Source organism: Streptomyces sp. JN8 (assembly GCF_055808075.1).
The window spans coordinates 1,673,100-1,690,107 of record NZ_CM147852.1; the positions used below are offsets into that span (position 1 = coordinate 1,673,100).

Genomic DNA, 17,008 nt, shown 5'->3' on the forward strand with positions numbered 1-17,008 from the left:
GCGACGGGTGGATGCGGCTCCTGCGACGGAACGGCGTGCCGCCGGGGCGTCGCCGGCCGCTCCGGGAGCGGCTGCGACCCGTGCCGCGCCGTGGAGTGGCGGGGAGGAGCCGGTCGAGGCGCGAGGGCGGGACTCGCGCCGGCGCCACCCGCCGCCGGGGAGGGGCGGGCGCCGGGAGCGGGACTCCCCGCGGGAGCGATCCCACGTCAGAGGGTGGTCCCGCGTGGGAACGACCGCCTTCCGCGCGAAAGAGCCACCGCCGACCGAAATCCGCCCCGTACCCGGCCGGTCCGCCGCCCGGCGGGCCGGTGCGAGGGCCCCACGCGAGCGGCACGACACCGCACGGGCGACCGCCTCACACGCCGAGCGCGCACCGCACAGGTGTGCCGCCGCCCTGCCGCACCCGCCGGGAGGCTGCCAGGCGGCGCGTCGGATGGGAGCGCCGGTCCGACGTCCCGGCCTCCCGCGCCGACCCCGGGGGCGTCAGCGACAGCCGGCCCCGGCCACGCGCGCCAGGTCGATGTGGCGGCGCCGGGTGAGGGCGAGTGGCGCGGGAGAGGCCGTGGTCGCACATCGCGCGGTGTGACGTGCGGTGTACCGGTCGGTACGTCGTGCGTTCATGACGGGTCCTGCTCCCTTCGGCTCGGTGCCGCTGTGGTGGCTTGGCCGGAACCCTGCCATGGAGTTCCGACCGCCGACAACTCGCCTCCCACGATGTGGGATTGCGTATGAACGGCGTGTTTCCGACCTCGTTCGAGCCCCGATTCGGCTCCCGCCATGTGGGAGCGTGGGGGCCCGATCACCCACGGGGAGCGAACCCTATGACGACCGAGGCCGGCACCGTCCGACCCCCGGCGGGCGCCCAGGCGGTCCGCCGCGCACTCGATGTACTGCACTGCTTCCACGACAACGGACCCGACCTGAGCGCCTCCGACCTGGCGCGGCGGCTCGGGCTCTCCACCTCCACCGCGCACCGGCTGGCCCGGACCCTGCTCGGGGCGGGCTTCCTGGAGCAGGACGCCCGGACCGCCCGGTACCGGCTCGGCCCGGCGATGACGGAGCTGGGACGGCTCTCGTACCACCAGCGGGGTCTGCATCTGGCAGCCCCAGAGCTGTCCGACCTCGCCGAGCGGACCGGGGCGACGGCCGACCTGGCCCTGCGCAGCGGCCCGCACGTGGTGATCGTGGCGGGGGGTTCGGTGACGCCCAAGGTGGGGCTGCGGCGACCGCTGCACTCGACGGCGCTCGGCAAGGTGCTGCTGGCCTGGCCCCGGGCGGGCGAGCCGGGCCCGCGCTCCCTTCCTCCGCTGTACGCGTTCACCGAGCGGACCATCGTCGAACCCCCGGCCCTCACAGCCGAGTTGGCGCGCGTACGGGAGGCCGGGTACGCGCTCAACGACGGGGAGTCGGCCCACGGGGTGCGGACGGTCGCCGTACCGGTCCTGGAGCGGACGGGGCACGCGCGGTTCGCGCTCGCGGTGCGCGGGACCCCCGAGCTGATCACCGACGCACGGCTCGACTGGTACCTGGCCCAGGCGCGTTCCTGCGCCCGCGCCCTGGAGGTGCTGCTCCTCGCCCCGGCTGAGCGCCGGGACCCGGGACGGCAGGCGGGCTGAGGACCCCCGAGCCCTCCCCCGCACGCCGTCCCGCCGACGGCCGCGCAAACTCTCCGCACGGTCGTGCGTTCAGTACGATGGGGGCATGAGCGACACGGGCACCACGACGGACGGGCGCGTCGAGCGCGGGAACCAGACCCGACGGCTGGTGCTCGGCCGGACCATGGACATCGCCTCGGTGGAGGGGCTCGACGGCCTCTCCCTCGGACGGATCGCCACCGAGCTCCGACTGAGCAAGAGCGGCGTCTTCGCCCTGTTCGGCTCCAAGGAGGAGCTTCAGCTCTCGACGATCAGGGCCGCCGCCGCCGTCTTCGCCGAGAACGTCGTCGCCCCCCTCGCGGACGCGCCGCCCGGGGCGCGGCGGGTGCGGGCACTCTGCCGGAACTGGCTCACGTACTCCTCCGAGCGGGTCTTCTCCGGCGGCTGCTTCTTCTACGCCGTCTCGGCCGAGTTCGACGCGCGGACGGGCCCGGTCCACGACGCCGTCGCGCGGGCCCGCCACGACTGGACCGAGTACGTGGAGCGGTCCTTCGCGGAGGCCCGCGCGGCCGGGGACTTCGACGCGGACCTCGACGTGGAGCAGTCGGCCTTCGAGGTGATCGCCCTGATGGAGGCGGCCAACGCGCAGTCCGTGCTGTTCGGCGAGAAGCAGGCGTACGAGCGGGCCGAGCGGGGGATCACCGCCCGGCTGCGCGCGTCGGCCACGGACCGGGGCCTGGCCGGCCTGGACGCCGGGGACGAGGCCGCGTAGGGCACGGGAGGGCGACGGGTCCGCGCGTGCACCGCGGACCCCGCCCGCACCCTCACCACCCCCGCCCTCCGCTCCGACCTCCCCCTCTCCGACCTCCCCCGCTCAGCCCGCGACCGCCCGCCTCTCCCCCTCGCCCGCCGCCGCACCGACCGGAGCCGTCCCCGCCGTTGCCGCTTCCGTCGGCCCCGCCGGCGCCGGCGCCGTCAGGAACTCCACCGCCTCGCGGACGACCTCCGGGTCCAGCAGGATGCGCCGGTGGCCGAGGCCCCGGGTGACGACGAGTCGGGCCCGGTCGCCGTGCACGCGCGCGAGGCGGCGCGAGTGGACGACCGGCACCATGTCGTCGTCCTCGTCGTGGAACAGCAGGAGGTCCAGGTCGGGTCGCCCCGTGTCGCGGTCGGCGTCGAAGCGGTCCCAGATGCCGGGCTCGTTGGGCGCGAGCCTCCGTTCGACGTGCTCGCGCATGCGCCGGACGACCAGGTCGTCGACGCCGAGTCCTGCCTGGAATCCCTGGACCAGCAGGTCGAAGGAGGCCACGCCGCCGATGCCGACGAAGCGGGTCGTGCGGACGCCGCCCCGGAGGGCGAAGAGGGAGGCGATGACGCCGAAGGAGTGGGCGACGATCGCGTCGAAGTCGCCGTGGCGCGCGTGCAACTCCCGGATGATCCGGCGGTATTCGAGGATGTTGCTCGCCCGCCCCGGGGATGCGCCGTGGCCGGGCGCGTCGAAGGCGACGGGGCTGAAGCCGCGCGCGAGGAGCGCGTCGACGAAGGCGCCGAGCCGCGAGGCCCGCGAGGACCAGCCGTGGACGATCAGCACCGGCCGCCGGCCGTCGCCCCAGGCGTACGTGACGACCTCCTCGGCGCCGACCCGCACGTGCCCGGTGCGGGCGGTGTCGAAGAGCGCCCGCTCCCCCGGCTTGAGTCGCGCCCGGCCGAGCGGCCGCACGAAGAGCCGGAAGGCCTGCCGCCCGGCCACCCCGGGGGCGATGCGGGCGGCGGCGTTCAGGGCGGTGCGGATGAGCGGAGCCATCGGATACATGCCGGGATCTCCTCGATCGTCCTGCGGGCACGGCGTCCCACCGATGAGAAAATGCTAGCACGACCGTTCGTGTTGTTTTTGGCGGGAAGGCAAGGCGCCCGGCCCACCCGGCCCGGCGCACCCGCTCCGCCCTACTCCGCCCCGTCCGGCTCCTTCCGGGCCCTGCTCGGCTGCACCCGCTTCGGCTCCCCCGGCATCTTCGGGTACTCCGGCGGGTACGGCAGGTCCCCGAGGCCGTGGTCCGCCTCGTCGCGCCGGGCCAGTTCCAGCAGCGGCTCCAGACTGAACCGCTCGTCGTCCATGTCGGCGTGGACGTCGCCCACCTCGGCGTACCGGGCCGGCATCGTCCTGATGTCGAAGTCCCGCGGCACGGCGTCGTCGACCTCCTCCCACCGCAGCGGCGCCGACACGGGCGCGTGGGCCCTCGGGCGTACGGAGTAGGCGGAGGCGATCGTGCGGTCGCGGGCGGTCTGGTTGTAGTCGACGAAGATCCGCTCGCCGCGCTCCTCCTTCCACCACTTGATGGTGACCTCCTGCGGCATCCGCCGCTCCAGCTCCCGACCGCAGGCGATGGCCGCTCGCCTGACCTGGGTGAACGTCCAGTTCGGCAGGATCGGGACGAAGACGTGGAGTCCCCGTCCGCCGGAGGTCTTCGGCCAGCCGCGCAGTCCGTGCTCGTCGAGGACGGCCCGCAGTTCATGGGCGGCGCGCACCGCGTCCGCGTAGTCCGTCCCCGGCTGGGGGTCCAGGTCGATGCGGAGTTCGTCGGGGTGGTCGGTGTCCTCGCGGCGCACCGGCCAGGGGTGGAAGGTGATGGCGCCGAGGTTGGCCGCCCAGAGCACGGCCGCCGGTTCGGTGGGGCACATCTCGTCGGCGGAGCGGCCGCTGGGGAAGGTGATGTGGGCGGTCGGGATCCAGTCGGGGAGGTACTTGGGGGCCCGCTTCTGGAAGAACGACTCCCCGGTCACCCCGTCGGGGTAGCGCTCCAGGGTGGTGGGGCGGTCGCGCAGGGCCCGGGTGATGCCGTCGCCGACGGCCAGGTAGTAGCTGACCATGTCGAGCTTGGTGTAGCCGGGTTCGGGGAAGTACACCTTGTCCGGATTGGACACGCGCACGGTCCGGTCGCCGACTTCCAGTTCCACCGCTGCCGCCTTGCCTGCCATGCCGGCCAGCCTAGGGCTCGCCGACAACTCCCGCATACCGGACAATCGGCTCATGGATCTTCCGGTGATGCCGCCCGTGAAACCGATGCTGGCCAAGTCGGTGAAGCGGATCCCGCCCGGGATGCAGTACGAGGCGAAGTGGGACGGCTTCCGCGCGATCGTGCACCGGGACGGGCCGGAGCTCGTCATCGGCAGCCGTACGGGCAAGCCGCTCACCCGCTACTTCCCCGAGCTGGTGGAGGCGCTCGCGGCCCGGCTGCCGGAGCGGTGCGTGGTCGACGGCGAGATCGTCGTGGAGCACGGCGGGCACCTCGACTTCGACCGGCTCAGCGAGCGGATCCATCCCGCGGAGTCCCGGGTCCGGATGCTCGCCGAGAAGACCCCGGCGCTGTTCGTGGCCTTCGACCTGCTCGCCCTCGGGGACGAGTCCCTGCTCGACGCGCCGCTGGCCGAGCGGCGGGAGGCTCTGGAGCGGATGCTCTCCGGCGTGGACGCGCCCGTGCACCTCGCGCCCGCGACGCGGGACGCGGAGCTGGCCGCCCGCTGGTTCGAGCAGTACGAGGGAGCGGGCCTCGACGGGGTCGTGGCCAAGCCGCTCGACCTGCCCTACCGGCCGGACGCCCGTCTCATGTACAAGATCAAGCACGAGCGGACGGCGGACGTCGTGGTGGCCGGCTACCGCTTCCACAAGAGCGGACCGGTGGTCGGCTCGCTGCTCCTCGGTCTGTACGACGACCGGGGCTCCCTCCAGCACGTCGGCGTGTGCGCGGCGTTCACCGCGCTGCGGCGGGCCGAACTCGTCGAGGAGCTCGCACCCCTCCGGATGGACCCGCCCGACGGGCACCCCTGGGCGGCGTGGGCGGAGGAGGCGGCGCATGCGGGCGCGCGGCTGCCGGGGGCGCCGAGCCGCTGGTCGGGGAAGAAGGACCTGTCCTGGGTGGCGCTGCGGCCCGAGCGGGTCTGCGAGGTCGGGTACGACCACATGGAGGGCGACCGGTTCCGGCACACGGCTCAGTTCAAGCGGTGGCGCCCGGACCGGACGCCGGAGTCCTGCGGATACGGACAACTGGACGAGCCGGTCTCGTACGACCTGTCCGAGATCCTGACATAGTGTCCGGACGCTGTCCGGAGGGCGCCGGTCCGCCGAGTGAGATGCGGCACACTCCCCGGGCCTCCCGGCGCCGCCAACCGCCCTCGGTCGGCCATGCGTTCGTCGCACGTACGGCCGATACACAGGGACGGTGCACAATCCCGCGGCCACGACCCGTGCCCGTACCTGCGGGAACGCCCCCGCAGGCGTGACGGGGGCGCATCGGGTCGTCCGCCGGACCGTCCGTGCGCCCCTCAGGAGCGCCGTCGCGTCGTTGCCCCACCGCGACATCGCCGTGCCGGAACCCGTACGGCGATCCGGTACGTATGGAGGGCTGAACCCTTCCGTATGCTTCCCGGACCCACTAGGACTGACCCGTGATCACCTCGCCCTCGCGCCTCGTACCCGTCCCGATCCCCGACCGTGTGGCCGCGCTGATCGGCTCCTGCCTGCCGCTGCACGTCCTCCAGGCCGAGATCGACGCGGACTGCGCGGCGCGCGAGGTGTACCGCTTCCGGGGGCCGCTCTGCGCGGAGGACCGGGCGGACCGGGAGCACGCGCTCGCCGCGCTCGCGCGGGCCAACAAGATCCTCGCCAAGCACCACCCGAAGCTGCCCGTCACGCCCTGACGGGGCCGGCCGGCGCAGTCCCCGCCGGTCCGCCGTTCGGCCGACCCCCGCATGCACCCGGTCGGGGCCGGTGTGACGCTGCGAGAGTGACCACGACCAGCGACGCAGCGCCCGCGCCCCCGGCCGCCACCGAGCCTCCCGTGCTCGACCGCCGCCGCCGCAACATCGTCTTCGGCACGATCATGCTGGGTGTCCTCCTCGCCGCGCTCGACCAGACGATCGTCGGCACCGCTCTGCCCACGATCGTCTCGGACCTCGGCGGCGCCGCCCACATGTCGTGGGTGGTCACCTCCTACCTGCTGGCCGAGACGGTCGCGACCGTGCTGGTCGGCAAGTTCGGCGACCTGTTCGGCCGCAAGGTGATCTTCCAGATCTCGGCGGTCGTCTTCATCACCGGCTCGTTCCTCTGCGGACTCGCCACCAACATGACGCTGCTGATCGTCTGGCGCGGTCTCCAGGGGGTCGGCGCGGGCGGTCTGATGGTCACGTCGATGGCGCTGATCGCCGACGTGATCCCGCTGCGCGAGCGCGGCAAGTACCAGGGGGCGATCGGGGCGGTGTTCGGTGTCTCCACCGTCATCGGCCCGCTGCTCGGCGGCCTGTTCACCGACCACCTCAGCTGGCGCTGGGCCTTCTACGTCAACGTGCCCATCGCGATCCTGGTCGTGATCGCCGCGGCCCGCACGATCCCCTCCGTGCGGTCGGCGAGCAAGCCGGTGATCGACTACGCGGGCATCGCGCTGGTCGCCGCCGGCGCCAGCGCCTTGATCCTGGCGACCAGTTGGGGCGGCAACGAGTACGCCTGGACGTCCGGGGTCATCATCGGGCTGTTCGCCGGCGGCGTCGTCGCGCTCGGTCTGTTCTGCTGGGTGGAGACCCGGGCGGCCGAGCCCATGCTGCCCATGCGGCTGTTCGGCAACCCGGTCTTCACCGTCTGCTCCGTGCTGAGCTTCGTGGTCGGCTTCGCCATGCTCGGGGCGATGACGTTCCTTCCGACGTACCTCCAGTACGTCGACGGGGACTCGGCGACCGTCTCCGGCATCCGCACCCTGCCGATGGTCGTCGGTCTGCTCATCGCCTCGATCTTCAGCGGAAACGTGGTCAGCAAGACCGGCCACTACCGGACCTTCCCGATCGTCGGCTGCCTGGTGATGGGCCTCGGGCTCTACCTCCTGTCGCTGATGGAACCGGGGACCGGCACCTGGCTCGCGTCGCTGTACATGTTCGTGCTGGGCGTCGGCATCGGCCTGTGCATGCAGGTCCTCACCATCGCCGTGCAGAACACCGTCGAGTACGCCGACCTCGGCACCGCCACCTCGGGCGTCACCTTCTTCCGCACCCTCGGCAGCTCGTTCGGGACCGCGGTCTTCGGCACGATCTACGTCAACTCCCTCACGCCCAACCTCCGGACCGGCGTCGCCGAGGCCTCGGCCGTGGCCGCGAGCCAGGGTCTGGACCCGGCGGCCGTCGCGCGGGCGGCGCAGAGCCCGGACGGGGTGCACGGGCTGCCGGAGCAGGTCGCGGAGCCCATCGTCAACGCCTACGCCGACACGCTCCACACCGTCTTCCTCTGGACGGTCCCGGTCGCCGCCGTCGGCTTCGTCGTCGCTCTCTTCCTCAAGCAGGTGACGCTCCGCGACTCGGCCCGGGCCGCCGCACCCGACATGGGCGAGGGCTTCTCCTCGCCGACCTCGTCGGGCGACTCCGCCCAGCACCTCGAACTGGCCGTGGGCAGGATCATGCGCCGGATCGACCTCGCCACCGCGCGGCGGATCCTCGACACGTCCGACACCCGGCTCGACACGGCCGGCGCGTGGGCGGTCATGCAGGTCGAGCTCTACACGCGGACGGTCGGCCACGCGAGCCTGGGGCTCATCTCGGCGGGCCGGCGGGTCCCGCCCGAGGTGCTGCTGCCGGTCTTCGACCGGATGGTCGACGAGGGGTTCCTGACCCGCGACGGGCATCTGCTCTCCCACACGCCGGCGGGCAAGCGCGAGGCGGACGTCATCACGCACGCGTGGGGCGACTGGCTGTCCGACCGCGTCGAGCGGGAGATCGGCCGGCCCAGCGGACCCGAACTGCGGGTGGCGACGGACGCCATCGCCAAGAAGGTCGTCGCCGAGGACCTCGCGAACGGACTCCCCGACCGGTCGCTCGACCGCGACGGCGGGCGCGCCCTGACCCGGACGACGGGAGCCTGAGCCGGGGCCGCACGGCACCGGACCGCGCCCGAGCTTCCGATCCCGACCCGGGCCGGGCCTCGCCCGGCCTCCCGCTCGGCCCGCGCCCGGCCTCCGGTCGCCCGGCGGCTACGCGTCGACGTCCCCGTCCACGTACACCCAGGCTCCCTCGTGGCGGGCGAAGCGGCTCCGCTCGTGCATCGCTCCGGACTCGCCGCCGTGGACGTAGCGGGCGGTGAAGGTGACGGTGCCGTGCCGGTGGAAGGCGGTGCCGTCGGTGGCCGACTCGATCTCCAGGCCCGTCCAGCGCATCCCCGGGTCGAAGTCGACCGCGCCGGGGCGGGTCTCCGGTGCCCAGCTGCGCAGCAGATAGGCCTCGTCGCGGACGACGAAGGCGCTGTAGCGGGAGCGCATGAGCAGCTCGGCGGTCGGCGCGCCGCCGCCCGTCCCCGCGTGGAACCGGCCGCAGCACGCCCCGTACGCGGCGTCGAGGCCGCACGGGCAGGGTGACTCCGGGGTGACGGAGGGCGCGGCCGGAGGGGCCGGGGCGGTACGGGGGCGGGTCTTGCGTCGGGACATGCGGTCATTGTCTCCCACCGGGTGGACGCCGCCGTCGCGCGGTGGGGCGGGACGGGCGACGGCGGGGACAGGTGGGAGCGGCGGGGATGCGGCGGGCCGGCGGGCGAGGGGCCGGGGCGCCCGGCATGTGGACGGCCGGGTGGACGCCGGGGCCGGGTCCCGCTGCTCACGGGGCGGGTCCGAGTAGCGTACGGGCATGAAACTGACGATTCTCGGAGGCGGCGGGTTCCGGGTACCGCTGGTGTACGGCGCTCTCCTCGGCGACCGCGCCGAGGGGCGGGTCACCCGTGTCACCCTGTACGACCTCGACGAGGGGCGGCTCTCGGCGATCGCCCGGGTCCTCGCGGAGCAGGGCGCGGGGGTGCCGGACGCACCGGCCGTCACGGCGACGACCGATCTGGACGAGGCGCTGCGGGGCGCCGACTTCGTGTTCTCCGCGATCCGCGTCGGCGGACTCGAAGGCCGGGCCGCGGACGAGCGGATCGCGCTGGCCGAAGGGGTGCTCGGGCAGGAGACGGTGGGCGCCGGCGGCATCGCGTACGGGCTGCGGACCGTGCCGGTCGCGGTGCACATCGCGCGCCGGATCGCCGAACTCGCCCCGGACGCCTGGGTCATCAACTTCACCAACCCGGCCGGGCTCGTCACGGAGGCGATGTCGCGGATCCTCGGCGACCGGGTCGTCGGCATCTGCGACTCCCCCGTCGGACTGGGCCGCCGGGTCGCCCGGATCCTGGGGGCCGACCCGGACCGGGCCTCGATCGACTACGTGGGGCTCAACCACCTCGGCTGGCTGCGGGGCCTCAGGATCGACGGGCGGGACGAGCTGCCCCGGCTGCTCGCCGACGAGAAGGCGCTCGGTTCCTTCGAGGAGGGCAGGCTCTTCGGACCGGAGTGGCTGCGCTCCCTGGGCGCGATCCCCAACGAGTACCTGCACTACTACTACTTCAACCGGGAGGCCGTGGCGGCCTACCGGTCGGCCGGGCGGACCCGCGGCGCCTACCTCCGCGACCAGCAGGGCGCGTTCTACGAGGAGATGGGCAGGCCGGACACCCCGGCGCTCGCCGCCTGGCACCGTACGCTCGCCGACCGGGAGGCCACCTACATGGCGGCCAACCGGGAGGCCGCCGGGATCGGGGAGCGCGACGAGGAGGACCTGGAGTCCGGCGGCTACGAGAAGGTGGCCCTGGCGCTGATGCGGGCCATCGCGCGGGGGGAGCGGGCCACGCTCATCCTCAACGTGCGCAACGGCACGACCCTCTCCGCACTCGACGCGGACGCCGTGATCGAGGTCCCCTGCTTCGTGGACGCGAACGGCGCCCGTCCGGTCGCGGTGTCGCCCCTGCCGTACCACGCGGTCGGCCTGGTGACCGCCGTGAAGGCGGTGGAGCGGGAGGTCCTCGCGGCGGCGGAGAGCGGCTCGCGGGCGACCGCCGTCAAGGCCTTCGCCCTGCACCCGCTGGTCGACTCGGTGGCGGTGGCCCGCCGCCTGGTGGAGGGGTACACCGCGGAGCACCCGGGCCTGGCCTACCTGCGGCACTGAGAAGGCCGCGGACCGCGGCGCGGCCGTCGTCGCGGCGTACGGCCGGCGAACGGCTTTACGCGGGCGGGGGTGCGGCCTAGGCTCGCGCCCCATGACCTCACAGCGCACAGGAGTTCGACGAGAGGTGGCCCGCGTCCTCGCGGTCTGCCTGCTGGCCGCCGGCCTGGTGGGAACCGTGCCGGCGGCCGCCGGGACGCCGACGCCCGCCGACGGTCCGGCCGTCGTCCCCGTGCAGACCACCGGACCCGCGGACCGGCGGTTCAACCTGGTGTTCATGGGCGACGGCTACACCGCGGCGGAGCTGCCGGCGTTCCGGGCGGACCTCGACCGGCACCTGAACACCCTGTGGAGCGTCGAGCCCTTCGCCTCCTACCGCTCGTACATCAACGTCTGGGCGGTCGAGGTCCCTTCGGCCGAGTCGGGGGTGGACTGCGACCCCGGCCTGGACGCCCCCGCCCGTGACACCGCCCTCGACATGGGGTTCTGGGGCGGCTGCGATCCGGGCAGCGTGCAGCGGCTGCTGACCGTCGACAGCCGGAAGGCCGCCGCGCTCGCCGACCTCGTCCCCGGCACGAGCGCCGCCAACCGGCAGGTGGTGGCCCTCGCCCACAGCTCCACCTACGGCGGCGCGGGCGGCGGTTACGCCACCGCGTCCGGCGGCAACGCGCTCTCCTCGCTCATCACCCCGCACGAGATCGGCCATTCGCTCGGCGGCCTCCAGGACGAGTACGACTACTACGCGCGGGGCGTACCGGGCGGGACGTACTCCGGGCCCGAGCCCACCTCCCCGCACCACACGCTGCTGACGGAGCGCCAGATGCGCGACCGGCGCGCCAAGTGGTGGCGCTGGCTCGGCGAGGAGAGCGAGTCCGGCGGAGTCGTCGGCCGCCACGAAGGCGGGATGTACAGCACGAAGGGCGTGTGGCGGCCGAGCCGGCACTCCCTGATGAAGACCCTCGGCTACGCCTTCGACCAGGTCGAGCGCGAGGTGATGGTCAAGGCGATCTCCGCCAAGGTGAACCTGGTCCAGGGCCACACGCCCGCCACGGCCCCGATCGGGGCAGACCGGACGGTCTGGGTGGACACCCTCCACCCGGTGGGGGGCGCGCTCGCCGTGACCTGGCGCCTGGACGGGCGGGCGCTGCCCACCCGTGGGGCCCGCAGCGTCGACCTGCGCCCCCTGCGGCTCTCCCCCGGGCCACACACCCTCACCGCGACCGTCACGGACCCGACGCCCTTCGTCCGCGACCCGGCGGTCCGCGCGTCGGCGGCGCTCACCCGTACCGTCACCTGGACCGTGGACCCGGCGCTCACCACGGCGCGCGACGGGACGGCCCCGGCGTTCACCGGGCACACCCCGCTCGGCGCTCCCGTCGGGGCCCGGTCGGTCGTCCACGCGGACACCACGCATCCGGTGGACCGCACTCCGGCCGTGCGCTGGCGCCTTGACGGCCGGCCCGTCGCGACCGGCGCCAACGACCGGGACCTGGACCTGCGTTCGCTCGCGGTGGGCACCGGCACCCACACCCTGACCGCCCGCATCGCGGGGACGGACGAGGAGTTGACCTGGACCGTGGACGCCCGGCCGGCCGCGGTCTCGTACGAACTCTCCGCGCCGGTGCGCACGGTGGGGCGGCACGGGCGGCCCGTGGAGTACGTGTACGACGGGCCGTTCACGATGAGGCTGACCGCACGGGACGACCAGGAGGGCGCGGTGGTCAGCCAGTTCCGGGTGGACGGCGACGGCTGGTACACGTACTACGGCTGGCCGACGGACGCGGACGCGCCGTTCCGCTTCACCCCCGGCGGCACGGTGATCGACGACCTCGTGTACGGGAAGCTGGGCCGGAGCCGCGCGGTGCCCTGGGACGACGCGACGCCCGACTACGGCACCCACCGGATCGAGTACCGCACCGTCGACGCGGCCGGCAACGTCAGCCGGCCGCGGGAGTTCCTGGTGACGCTCGTCGAGCCGTGACGCTCCCGGCGGACGCGGGACACGGGTGAGGCCCCGCCGACTCGGTCGGCGGGGCCTCACCCGGTGCGGAACGGTCAGGGCTTGCGGGCGACCGCGGCCCACCCGGGGATGGGCTCGTCGCCCGGCACCGGGACCGGCTCGCCGAGCTCCGGGTGCCACTCCGCGGTGAGGGAGACGCCCGGCTCGACGAACTCCAGGCCGTCGAAGAACGCCGCCAGCTCGTCCCGCGACCGGGGCCGCAGGGTCAGCCCCCGCGCCTTGTACATCGCGACCGCCTCGGCCGCGCCCTCGGGGTTGAAGTCCCCGGTGACGTGGGAGAGGACGAGGTAGCTGCCCGGCGCGAGCTGGTCCACGAGCTTGCCGACCAGCTCGTACGCGTTGTCCTCGTCGCCCACGAAGTGCAGCAGGGCGAGCATCGACAGCGCGATGGGCTGGTCGAAGTCAAGGACCTTTCCGGCCCTTTCGAGGATGACCTCGGGCTCGCGGGCGTCCGCCTGGATGTACTCGGTGGCCCCCTGCGGGGTCGAGCGCAGCAGGGCGGCCGCGTGCGCGAGCACGATCGGGTCGTTGTCGCAGTAGACGATGCGGGAGTCCGGGGCGGCCTCCTGCGCGATCTGGTGCAGGTTGGGCTCGGTCGGGATGCCCGTACCGATGTCCAGGTACTGGCGGACGCCGTGGGCGCTGAGCCAGCGGATGGCGCGGTGCATGAAGGCCCGGTTGACGCGGGCCATGTCCCGGCCTCGGGCGTCGACGGTGAGCAGCTGGCGTGCCATCGCCTCGTCGACCGGGTAGTTGTCCTTGCCGCCCAGGAACCAGTCGTACATGCGCGCCGGGTGCGGCGTGCTGGTGTCGATCCGTATCTCACTCCGCGGGGACGCGGGGTCCTGGGTCATCGGCGCTCCTGGTCGGGATGAACGAGTGGCACTGCAGCAAGAGTTACGCGACGGTAGGGGTGGTACGGAAGGGGTCAGGTGAGGAGAAAGTCAGCCTGACCGGATTTAGCCCCCTGGATGAATGCCGCGATCTCCCCGTGGGTGTAGATGAGCGCTGGTCCTTCAGGGTCTGCGGACTGTCGCACGGCGACTCTGCCGTCGGCCAGCTTCATGGCCTCCACGCAGTTGCCCCCGTTCCCGCCGCTCCATGGCTTGTGCCAGCCCTCGGCACCGAGCTCAGCGGCGGGCATGCCGTTGTATATGCGATCCATTCACAGCTCCTTGCGGAGATTCCGGAGAACCTCCTTCGTGCGTTGTGCAGTCGCGGCCTGCGCCGCCATGCGGTCCATGACCTCCAGGTGGGATGCCACCTCGGGGCGCGCGTCGAGATAGACGGCGCCGGTCAGGTACTCGCTGTAGACCATGTCCGGAAGTTCGGGCATGGCGAAGCGGAAGAGGACGAACGGTCCGTAGGTGCCGGGGTGGTGGCCGGACGCGAACTCCGCGATCTGCAGGGTGACGTTCGGCAGCTCCGACGCTTCGAGCAGCCGGTCGAGCTGGTCGCGCATCACTTCGGGCCCGGCGCCGACCGGTCGGCGGAACACCGTCTCGTCCATGATCACCCAGAACTTCGGGGCGTCCTCCCTGGTCAACAGGGACTGACGCTCCATCCGCAGGGCTACATGCCGCTCGGCGTCCTCGTCCTTGGCGGCATCACTGCCGCCACCGACCGCCCCGCTGCGCAGAATGGCGCGGGCGTAGTCCTCGGTCTGGAGGAGACCGGGGACGAACTGGGGCTCGTACGCCCGGATGAGGCTGGCCGCCCCCTCCAGGCTCACGTACATGGAGAACCAGCCGGGCAGCACGTCGTGGAACCGCTGCCACCAGCCGGGGAGATTGGCCTCCTCCGCGAGGGCGATGAACCCCTCCGCCTCGGAGTCCGTGATCCCGTACTCCCTCAGGAGGAGCTGCACGTACGGGATCTTCAGTGCGACTTCGGCGGTCTCCATCCGCCGTACGGTGGCGGGGGCCACCCGGAGGACCTTCGCGGCCTCTTCCCTCTTCAGTCCGGCCCGCTCCCGCAGATCCTGCAGGCGCCTGCCGAGAACGACCTGTCCCACCGTCGGGGCGGACCGCGGCTCGCTCACTCTCAGACCTCCCCGACGCACTGTTTCGACGAGTGTGCCACGAAGCCGGGCCAGAGAGAACACAGCACTCTGGAATTTCCAGAGTGCCACTTGCCAAGTGTCCGACTCAGGAGGACAGTGTTCCGGTGTGAACCAGTACACGCTGCCGCCGTGCGCCCCCGCGCCACGGCGACAGCTTCGTACGGCACTCCTGCCCACTGTTGTGAGGAACCGGTCGTGGCTTCTGGTAACGCGCAGCCTTCAGGTCTCATGAGTCCCCGAGTCATGGCCCCGCGCCCGCAGCCCCAGACCGATACCGATGGCGTCCGCCGCTTCGCCTTCGAGCTCCCCGCCCTCACGTCCTCGGTCGCGCGCGCCCGCAGGCTCGCGGAGGAACGCCTCATCCTCTGGGGCTGCGGCCCCGACATCCGCGACACGGTGGCCCTGATCGTCTCCGAGCTCGTCACCAACGCCGTGGTGCACACCGCGAGCGACCGCTTCATATGCGAGATCCGCGAGGGCGAGGACACCCTCCGGATATCCGTGCGCGACGAGGGCGGTCCGGCCGACCCCCGGATACGCGACTGCGGCGAGGACGAGCGGGGCCGCGGCCTCCTCATCGTCGACGCGCTCTGCACCGCCTGGGGCGCCGACCGCACGGGACACGGCACCGCCCAGGTCGTCTGGGCCGAGCTGGCCCACGGCATGGGGGAAACGTGCTGAGGTCCAAGGGCACCCGCATGATCCCGCTGCTCCCCGGAATCCGCGGCCCCCTCCCCGGCGACCGCCTGCCGGACCCCCGCCGCGCACCCGATCTCCGCGGCGCCGGCCGCCCCCGCGAATTGGCCGCGACCCGCCTCGCCGTCCCCGTCGGCCTCCACACCGGTCTCGGCTGCGACGCCGTCGGCGTCCCCGCCCGCTTCGGCTTCAAGATCCTCTCCCGGCTCCCCTCCAAGGGCTGCGTCTACGCGGACTCCGACTGGTGGTGGTGGCTGGTCCCCGCCGGCTCCGACCACGACGTCAGCTGGCCCCTGCCCGCCTGCTACGCACCGGGCGCCGAGATCCCGGACCGCCGTCCGCGCCTCATCCACCACCCCGACGGCACCTCGCCCTACACCCCGCCCATCCCGCTCTACCTGCTGGTCTGCCAGCTGACGGGCATCGCCCCCTCCTGGGCCGGCCCCCCGGTGGGCAGCGCGCTCTGACCCGGCCCGCCCCTCGGTGAGCAGCGCGCTCTGACCCGGCCGGCCCCTCGGACCGGCCGCGTCCGCCCTCCGCTCCCGGCCCGCGGCGTCCCAGGCCCGGGCGATCCCCGCCCCGGGCGGCCCCCGAGCGCATAGGGTCGGGGGCATGTTCACCCCGCAGGGCCCCAGCCTCCGCGAGCTGACCGCCCAGGCCCTCTCCTCCGTCGAGCACGGCTACGACCTGCTCGCGGACAAGTTCGACGCGACCCCGTTCCGCACCTCCGACCGCCTCCTCGGCGCCGTCGCCCACACCCTGGAGGGCCTCGGCCCCTTCGACTCCGGCCTCGACGTGTGCACCGGCACCGGCGCCGGGCTCGGCGTCCTCCGCTCCGTGTGCGCGGGACCGGTGACCGGCGTGGACTTCAGTACGGGCATGCTGGCCCGGGCCCGCGCGGCCCACCCCTCGGCGGAACTGGTCCGCGCCGACGCCCTGGCCCTGCCCTTCGCACCGGTCTTCGACCTCGCCGTCAGCTTCGGCGCCTTCGGCCACTTCCTGCCGGACGAGCAGCGCACCCTGTTCCAGCAGGTCCACGCCTCCCTGCGGCCGGGCGGCACGTTCGCCTTCCCCGTCGGTGCGCCGCCCCGGGTCGGCTCCCGCCTCTACTGGACGCTGTGGGGCTTCGACGCCACGATGCGGGTCCGCAACGCCCTGTGGCGCCCGCCCTTCGTCATGTACTACCGCACCTTCCGCCTCGCCGACGTCCGCCGCCGCCTGGAGGACGCGGGCTTCGAGGTCGGCCTCACCCCCGTGACCCCCCTGGGCACCCGCGAGGACGGCAGCCCGCGCTGCCGCCTGGTCGTGGCCCGCAGGGCGTGACGGACCGGCCCCCACAACGCGAAATGCCGGTCGATGCGAGATCGACCGGCATTTCCGCTGGTGTCCGAGGGGGGACTTGAACCCCCACGCCCGATAAAGGGCACTAGCACCTCAAGCTAGCGCGTCTGCCATTCCGCCACCCGGACAAGGTGTCTGCCGCTGCGGGTTCTCCCCGCGGCGACAGATGTAACTCTACCAGGGGTTCCAGGTGCCTTTCACCAGCGTTTTCCGTGGTCAGTGGGGTGGTGCCGCCTCGCGGCCCCGGGCGGGCGCGGATCCCGCCGCCGTGCGCACGGGGCGCCGCCGTCCGCTCACGGGGAG

Annotated in this window: 17 protein-coding genes and 1 tRNA gene; 10 read left to right on the forward strand and 8 right to left on the reverse strand. The window is 73.4% G+C overall.

Features of this window, described 5'->3' with window-relative positions; all coding sequences use genetic code 11:
• Positions 1 to 483: 483 nt before the first annotated feature.
• Positions 484 to 621: a putative leader peptide gene (locus ACY0MR_RS07295; RefSeq protein ID WP_404078006.1), complete on the reverse strand. Its 138-nt coding sequence runs from the start codon at positions 619 to 621 to the stop codon at positions 484 to 486.
• Positions 622 to 821: 200 nt separating this feature from the next.
• On the opposite strand from ACY0MR_RS07295, the gene ACY0MR_RS07300 reads away from it, so the two are divergent.
• Both ACY0MR_RS07300 and ACY0MR_RS07305 read left to right on the forward strand, forming a co-directional pair.
• Positions 822 to 1,616, forward strand: coding sequence for an IclR family transcriptional regulator (locus ACY0MR_RS07300; RefSeq protein ID WP_388795835.1), 795 nt, complete (start codon positions 822 to 824; stop codon positions 1,614 to 1,616).
• An 85-nt stretch (positions 1,617 to 1,701) separates the two neighbouring features.
• A complete protein-coding gene (locus ACY0MR_RS07305) occupies positions 1,702 to 2,367 on the forward strand; it encodes a TetR/AcrR family transcriptional regulator (protein ID WP_473559856.1) in 666 nt (221 codons plus the stop codon).
• Positions 2,368 to 2,469: 102 nt separating this feature from the next.
• Here ACY0MR_RS07305 and ACY0MR_RS07310 read toward each other — a convergent pair whose 3' ends face one another.
• Positions 2,470 to 3,408: an alpha/beta hydrolase gene (locus ACY0MR_RS07310; protein ID WP_473559858.1), complete on the reverse strand. Its 939-nt coding sequence runs from the start codon at positions 3,406 to 3,408 to the stop codon at positions 2,470 to 2,472.
• Between the two features lie 131 nt (positions 3,409 to 3,539).
• Complete coding sequence (gene ligD, locus ACY0MR_RS07315) at positions 3,540 to 4,571, reverse strand: non-homologous end-joining DNA ligase (protein WP_473559860.1); 1,032 nt, start codon at positions 4,569 to 4,571, stop codon at positions 3,540 to 3,542.
• Positions 4,572 to 4,623: 52 nt separating this feature from the next.
• On the opposite strand from ligD, the gene ACY0MR_RS07320 reads away from it, so the two are divergent.
• From ACY0MR_RS07320 to ACY0MR_RS07330, 3 genes are all read left to right on the forward strand, one after another.
• Positions 4,624 to 5,682, forward strand: coding sequence for an ATP-dependent DNA ligase (locus ACY0MR_RS07320; protein ID WP_388795846.1), 1,059 nt, complete (start codon positions 4,624 to 4,626; stop codon positions 5,680 to 5,682).
• A gap of 356 nt (positions 5,683 to 6,038) precedes the next feature.
• A complete protein-coding gene (locus ACY0MR_RS07325; protein ID WP_015037573.1) occupies positions 6,039 to 6,290 on the forward strand; it encodes a hypothetical protein in 252 nt (83 codons plus the stop codon).
• A gap of 86 nt (positions 6,291 to 6,376) precedes the next feature.
• A complete protein-coding gene (locus ACY0MR_RS07330; protein ID WP_404077991.1) occupies positions 6,377 to 8,491 on the forward strand; it encodes an MDR family MFS transporter in 2,115 nt (704 codons plus the stop codon).
• 108 nt (positions 8,492 to 8,599) lie between these two features.
• Here ACY0MR_RS07330 and ACY0MR_RS07335 read toward each other — a convergent pair whose 3' ends face one another.
• Entirely contained in the window at positions 8,600 to 9,049 is a 450-nt protein-coding gene (locus ACY0MR_RS07335) for a YchJ family protein (RefSeq protein WP_388795853.1), read from the reverse strand.
• A gap of 196 nt (positions 9,050 to 9,245) precedes the next feature.
• Between ACY0MR_RS07335 and ACY0MR_RS07340 the strand changes: the two genes are divergently transcribed.
• Positions 9,246 to 10,589: a 6-phospho-beta-glucosidase gene (locus ACY0MR_RS07340; protein WP_404077987.1), complete on the forward strand. Its 1,344-nt coding sequence runs from the start codon at positions 9,246 to 9,248 to the stop codon at positions 10,587 to 10,589.
• A gap of 91 nt (positions 10,590 to 10,680) precedes the next feature.
• On the forward strand, positions 10,681 to 12,567 hold the full coding sequence (locus tag ACY0MR_RS07345) for a M64 family metallopeptidase (RefSeq protein WP_473559864.1): 1,887 nt from the start codon (positions 10,681 to 10,683) through the stop codon (positions 12,565 to 12,567).
• A gap of 74 nt (positions 12,568 to 12,641) precedes the next feature.
• Here the strand turns inward: ACY0MR_RS07345 and ACY0MR_RS07350 are convergent, their stop codons facing one another.
• The 3 genes from ACY0MR_RS07350 to ACY0MR_RS07360 form a co-directional block, all read right to left on the reverse strand.
• Positions 12,642 to 13,460 (reverse strand): SAM-dependent methyltransferase, encoded by an 819-nt coding sequence (locus tag ACY0MR_RS07350; RefSeq protein WP_361850882.1) that lies wholly within the window; start codon positions 13,458 to 13,460, stop codon positions 12,642 to 12,644.
• A gap of 74 nt (positions 13,461 to 13,534) precedes the next feature.
• Positions 13,535 to 13,771 (reverse strand): DUF397 domain-containing protein, encoded by a 237-nt coding sequence (locus tag ACY0MR_RS07355; protein ID WP_015037566.1) that lies wholly within the window; start codon positions 13,769 to 13,771, stop codon positions 13,535 to 13,537.
• A complete protein-coding gene (locus ACY0MR_RS07360; protein ID WP_388795860.1) occupies positions 13,772 to 14,647 on the reverse strand; it encodes a helix-turn-helix domain-containing protein in 876 nt (291 codons plus the stop codon).
• A gap of 249 nt (positions 14,648 to 14,896) precedes the next feature.
• Here ACY0MR_RS07360 and ACY0MR_RS07365 point away from each other — a divergent pair, with 249 nt between their 5' ends.
• The 3 genes from ACY0MR_RS07365 to ACY0MR_RS07375 all read left to right on the forward strand — a co-directional run bounded on the left by ACY0MR_RS07365 (position 14,897) and on the right by ACY0MR_RS07375 (position 16,687).
• Positions 14,897 to 15,349 carry an ATP-binding protein gene (locus tag ACY0MR_RS07365; RefSeq protein ID WP_361850886.1) on the forward strand — a complete coding sequence of 151 codons (453 nt, stop codon included), beginning with the start codon at positions 14,897 to 14,899 and terminating at the stop codon, positions 15,347 to 15,349.
• Positions 15,343 to 15,831, forward strand: a complete 489-nt coding sequence (locus ACY0MR_RS07370) for a hypothetical protein (RefSeq protein ID WP_388795863.1) — start codon at positions 15,343 to 15,345, stop codon at positions 15,829 to 15,831. Before ACY0MR_RS07365 ends, ACY0MR_RS07370 begins: the two co-directional genes overlap by 7 nt.
• A gap of 145 nt (positions 15,832 to 15,976) precedes the next feature.
• The gene (locus ACY0MR_RS07375; RefSeq protein ID WP_388795866.1) at positions 15,977 to 16,687 is read left to right on the forward strand and encodes a class I SAM-dependent methyltransferase; all 711 of its coding nucleotides are present in this window, start codon (positions 15,977 to 15,979) and stop codon (positions 16,685 to 16,687) included.
• Positions 16,688 to 16,745: 58 nt separating this feature from the next.
• Here ACY0MR_RS07375 and ACY0MR_RS07380 read toward each other — a convergent pair.
• Positions 16,746 to 16,833: transfer RNA gene (locus tag ACY0MR_RS07380), tRNA-Leu, on the reverse strand.
• Positions 16,834 to 17,008: the final 175 nt, after the last annotated feature.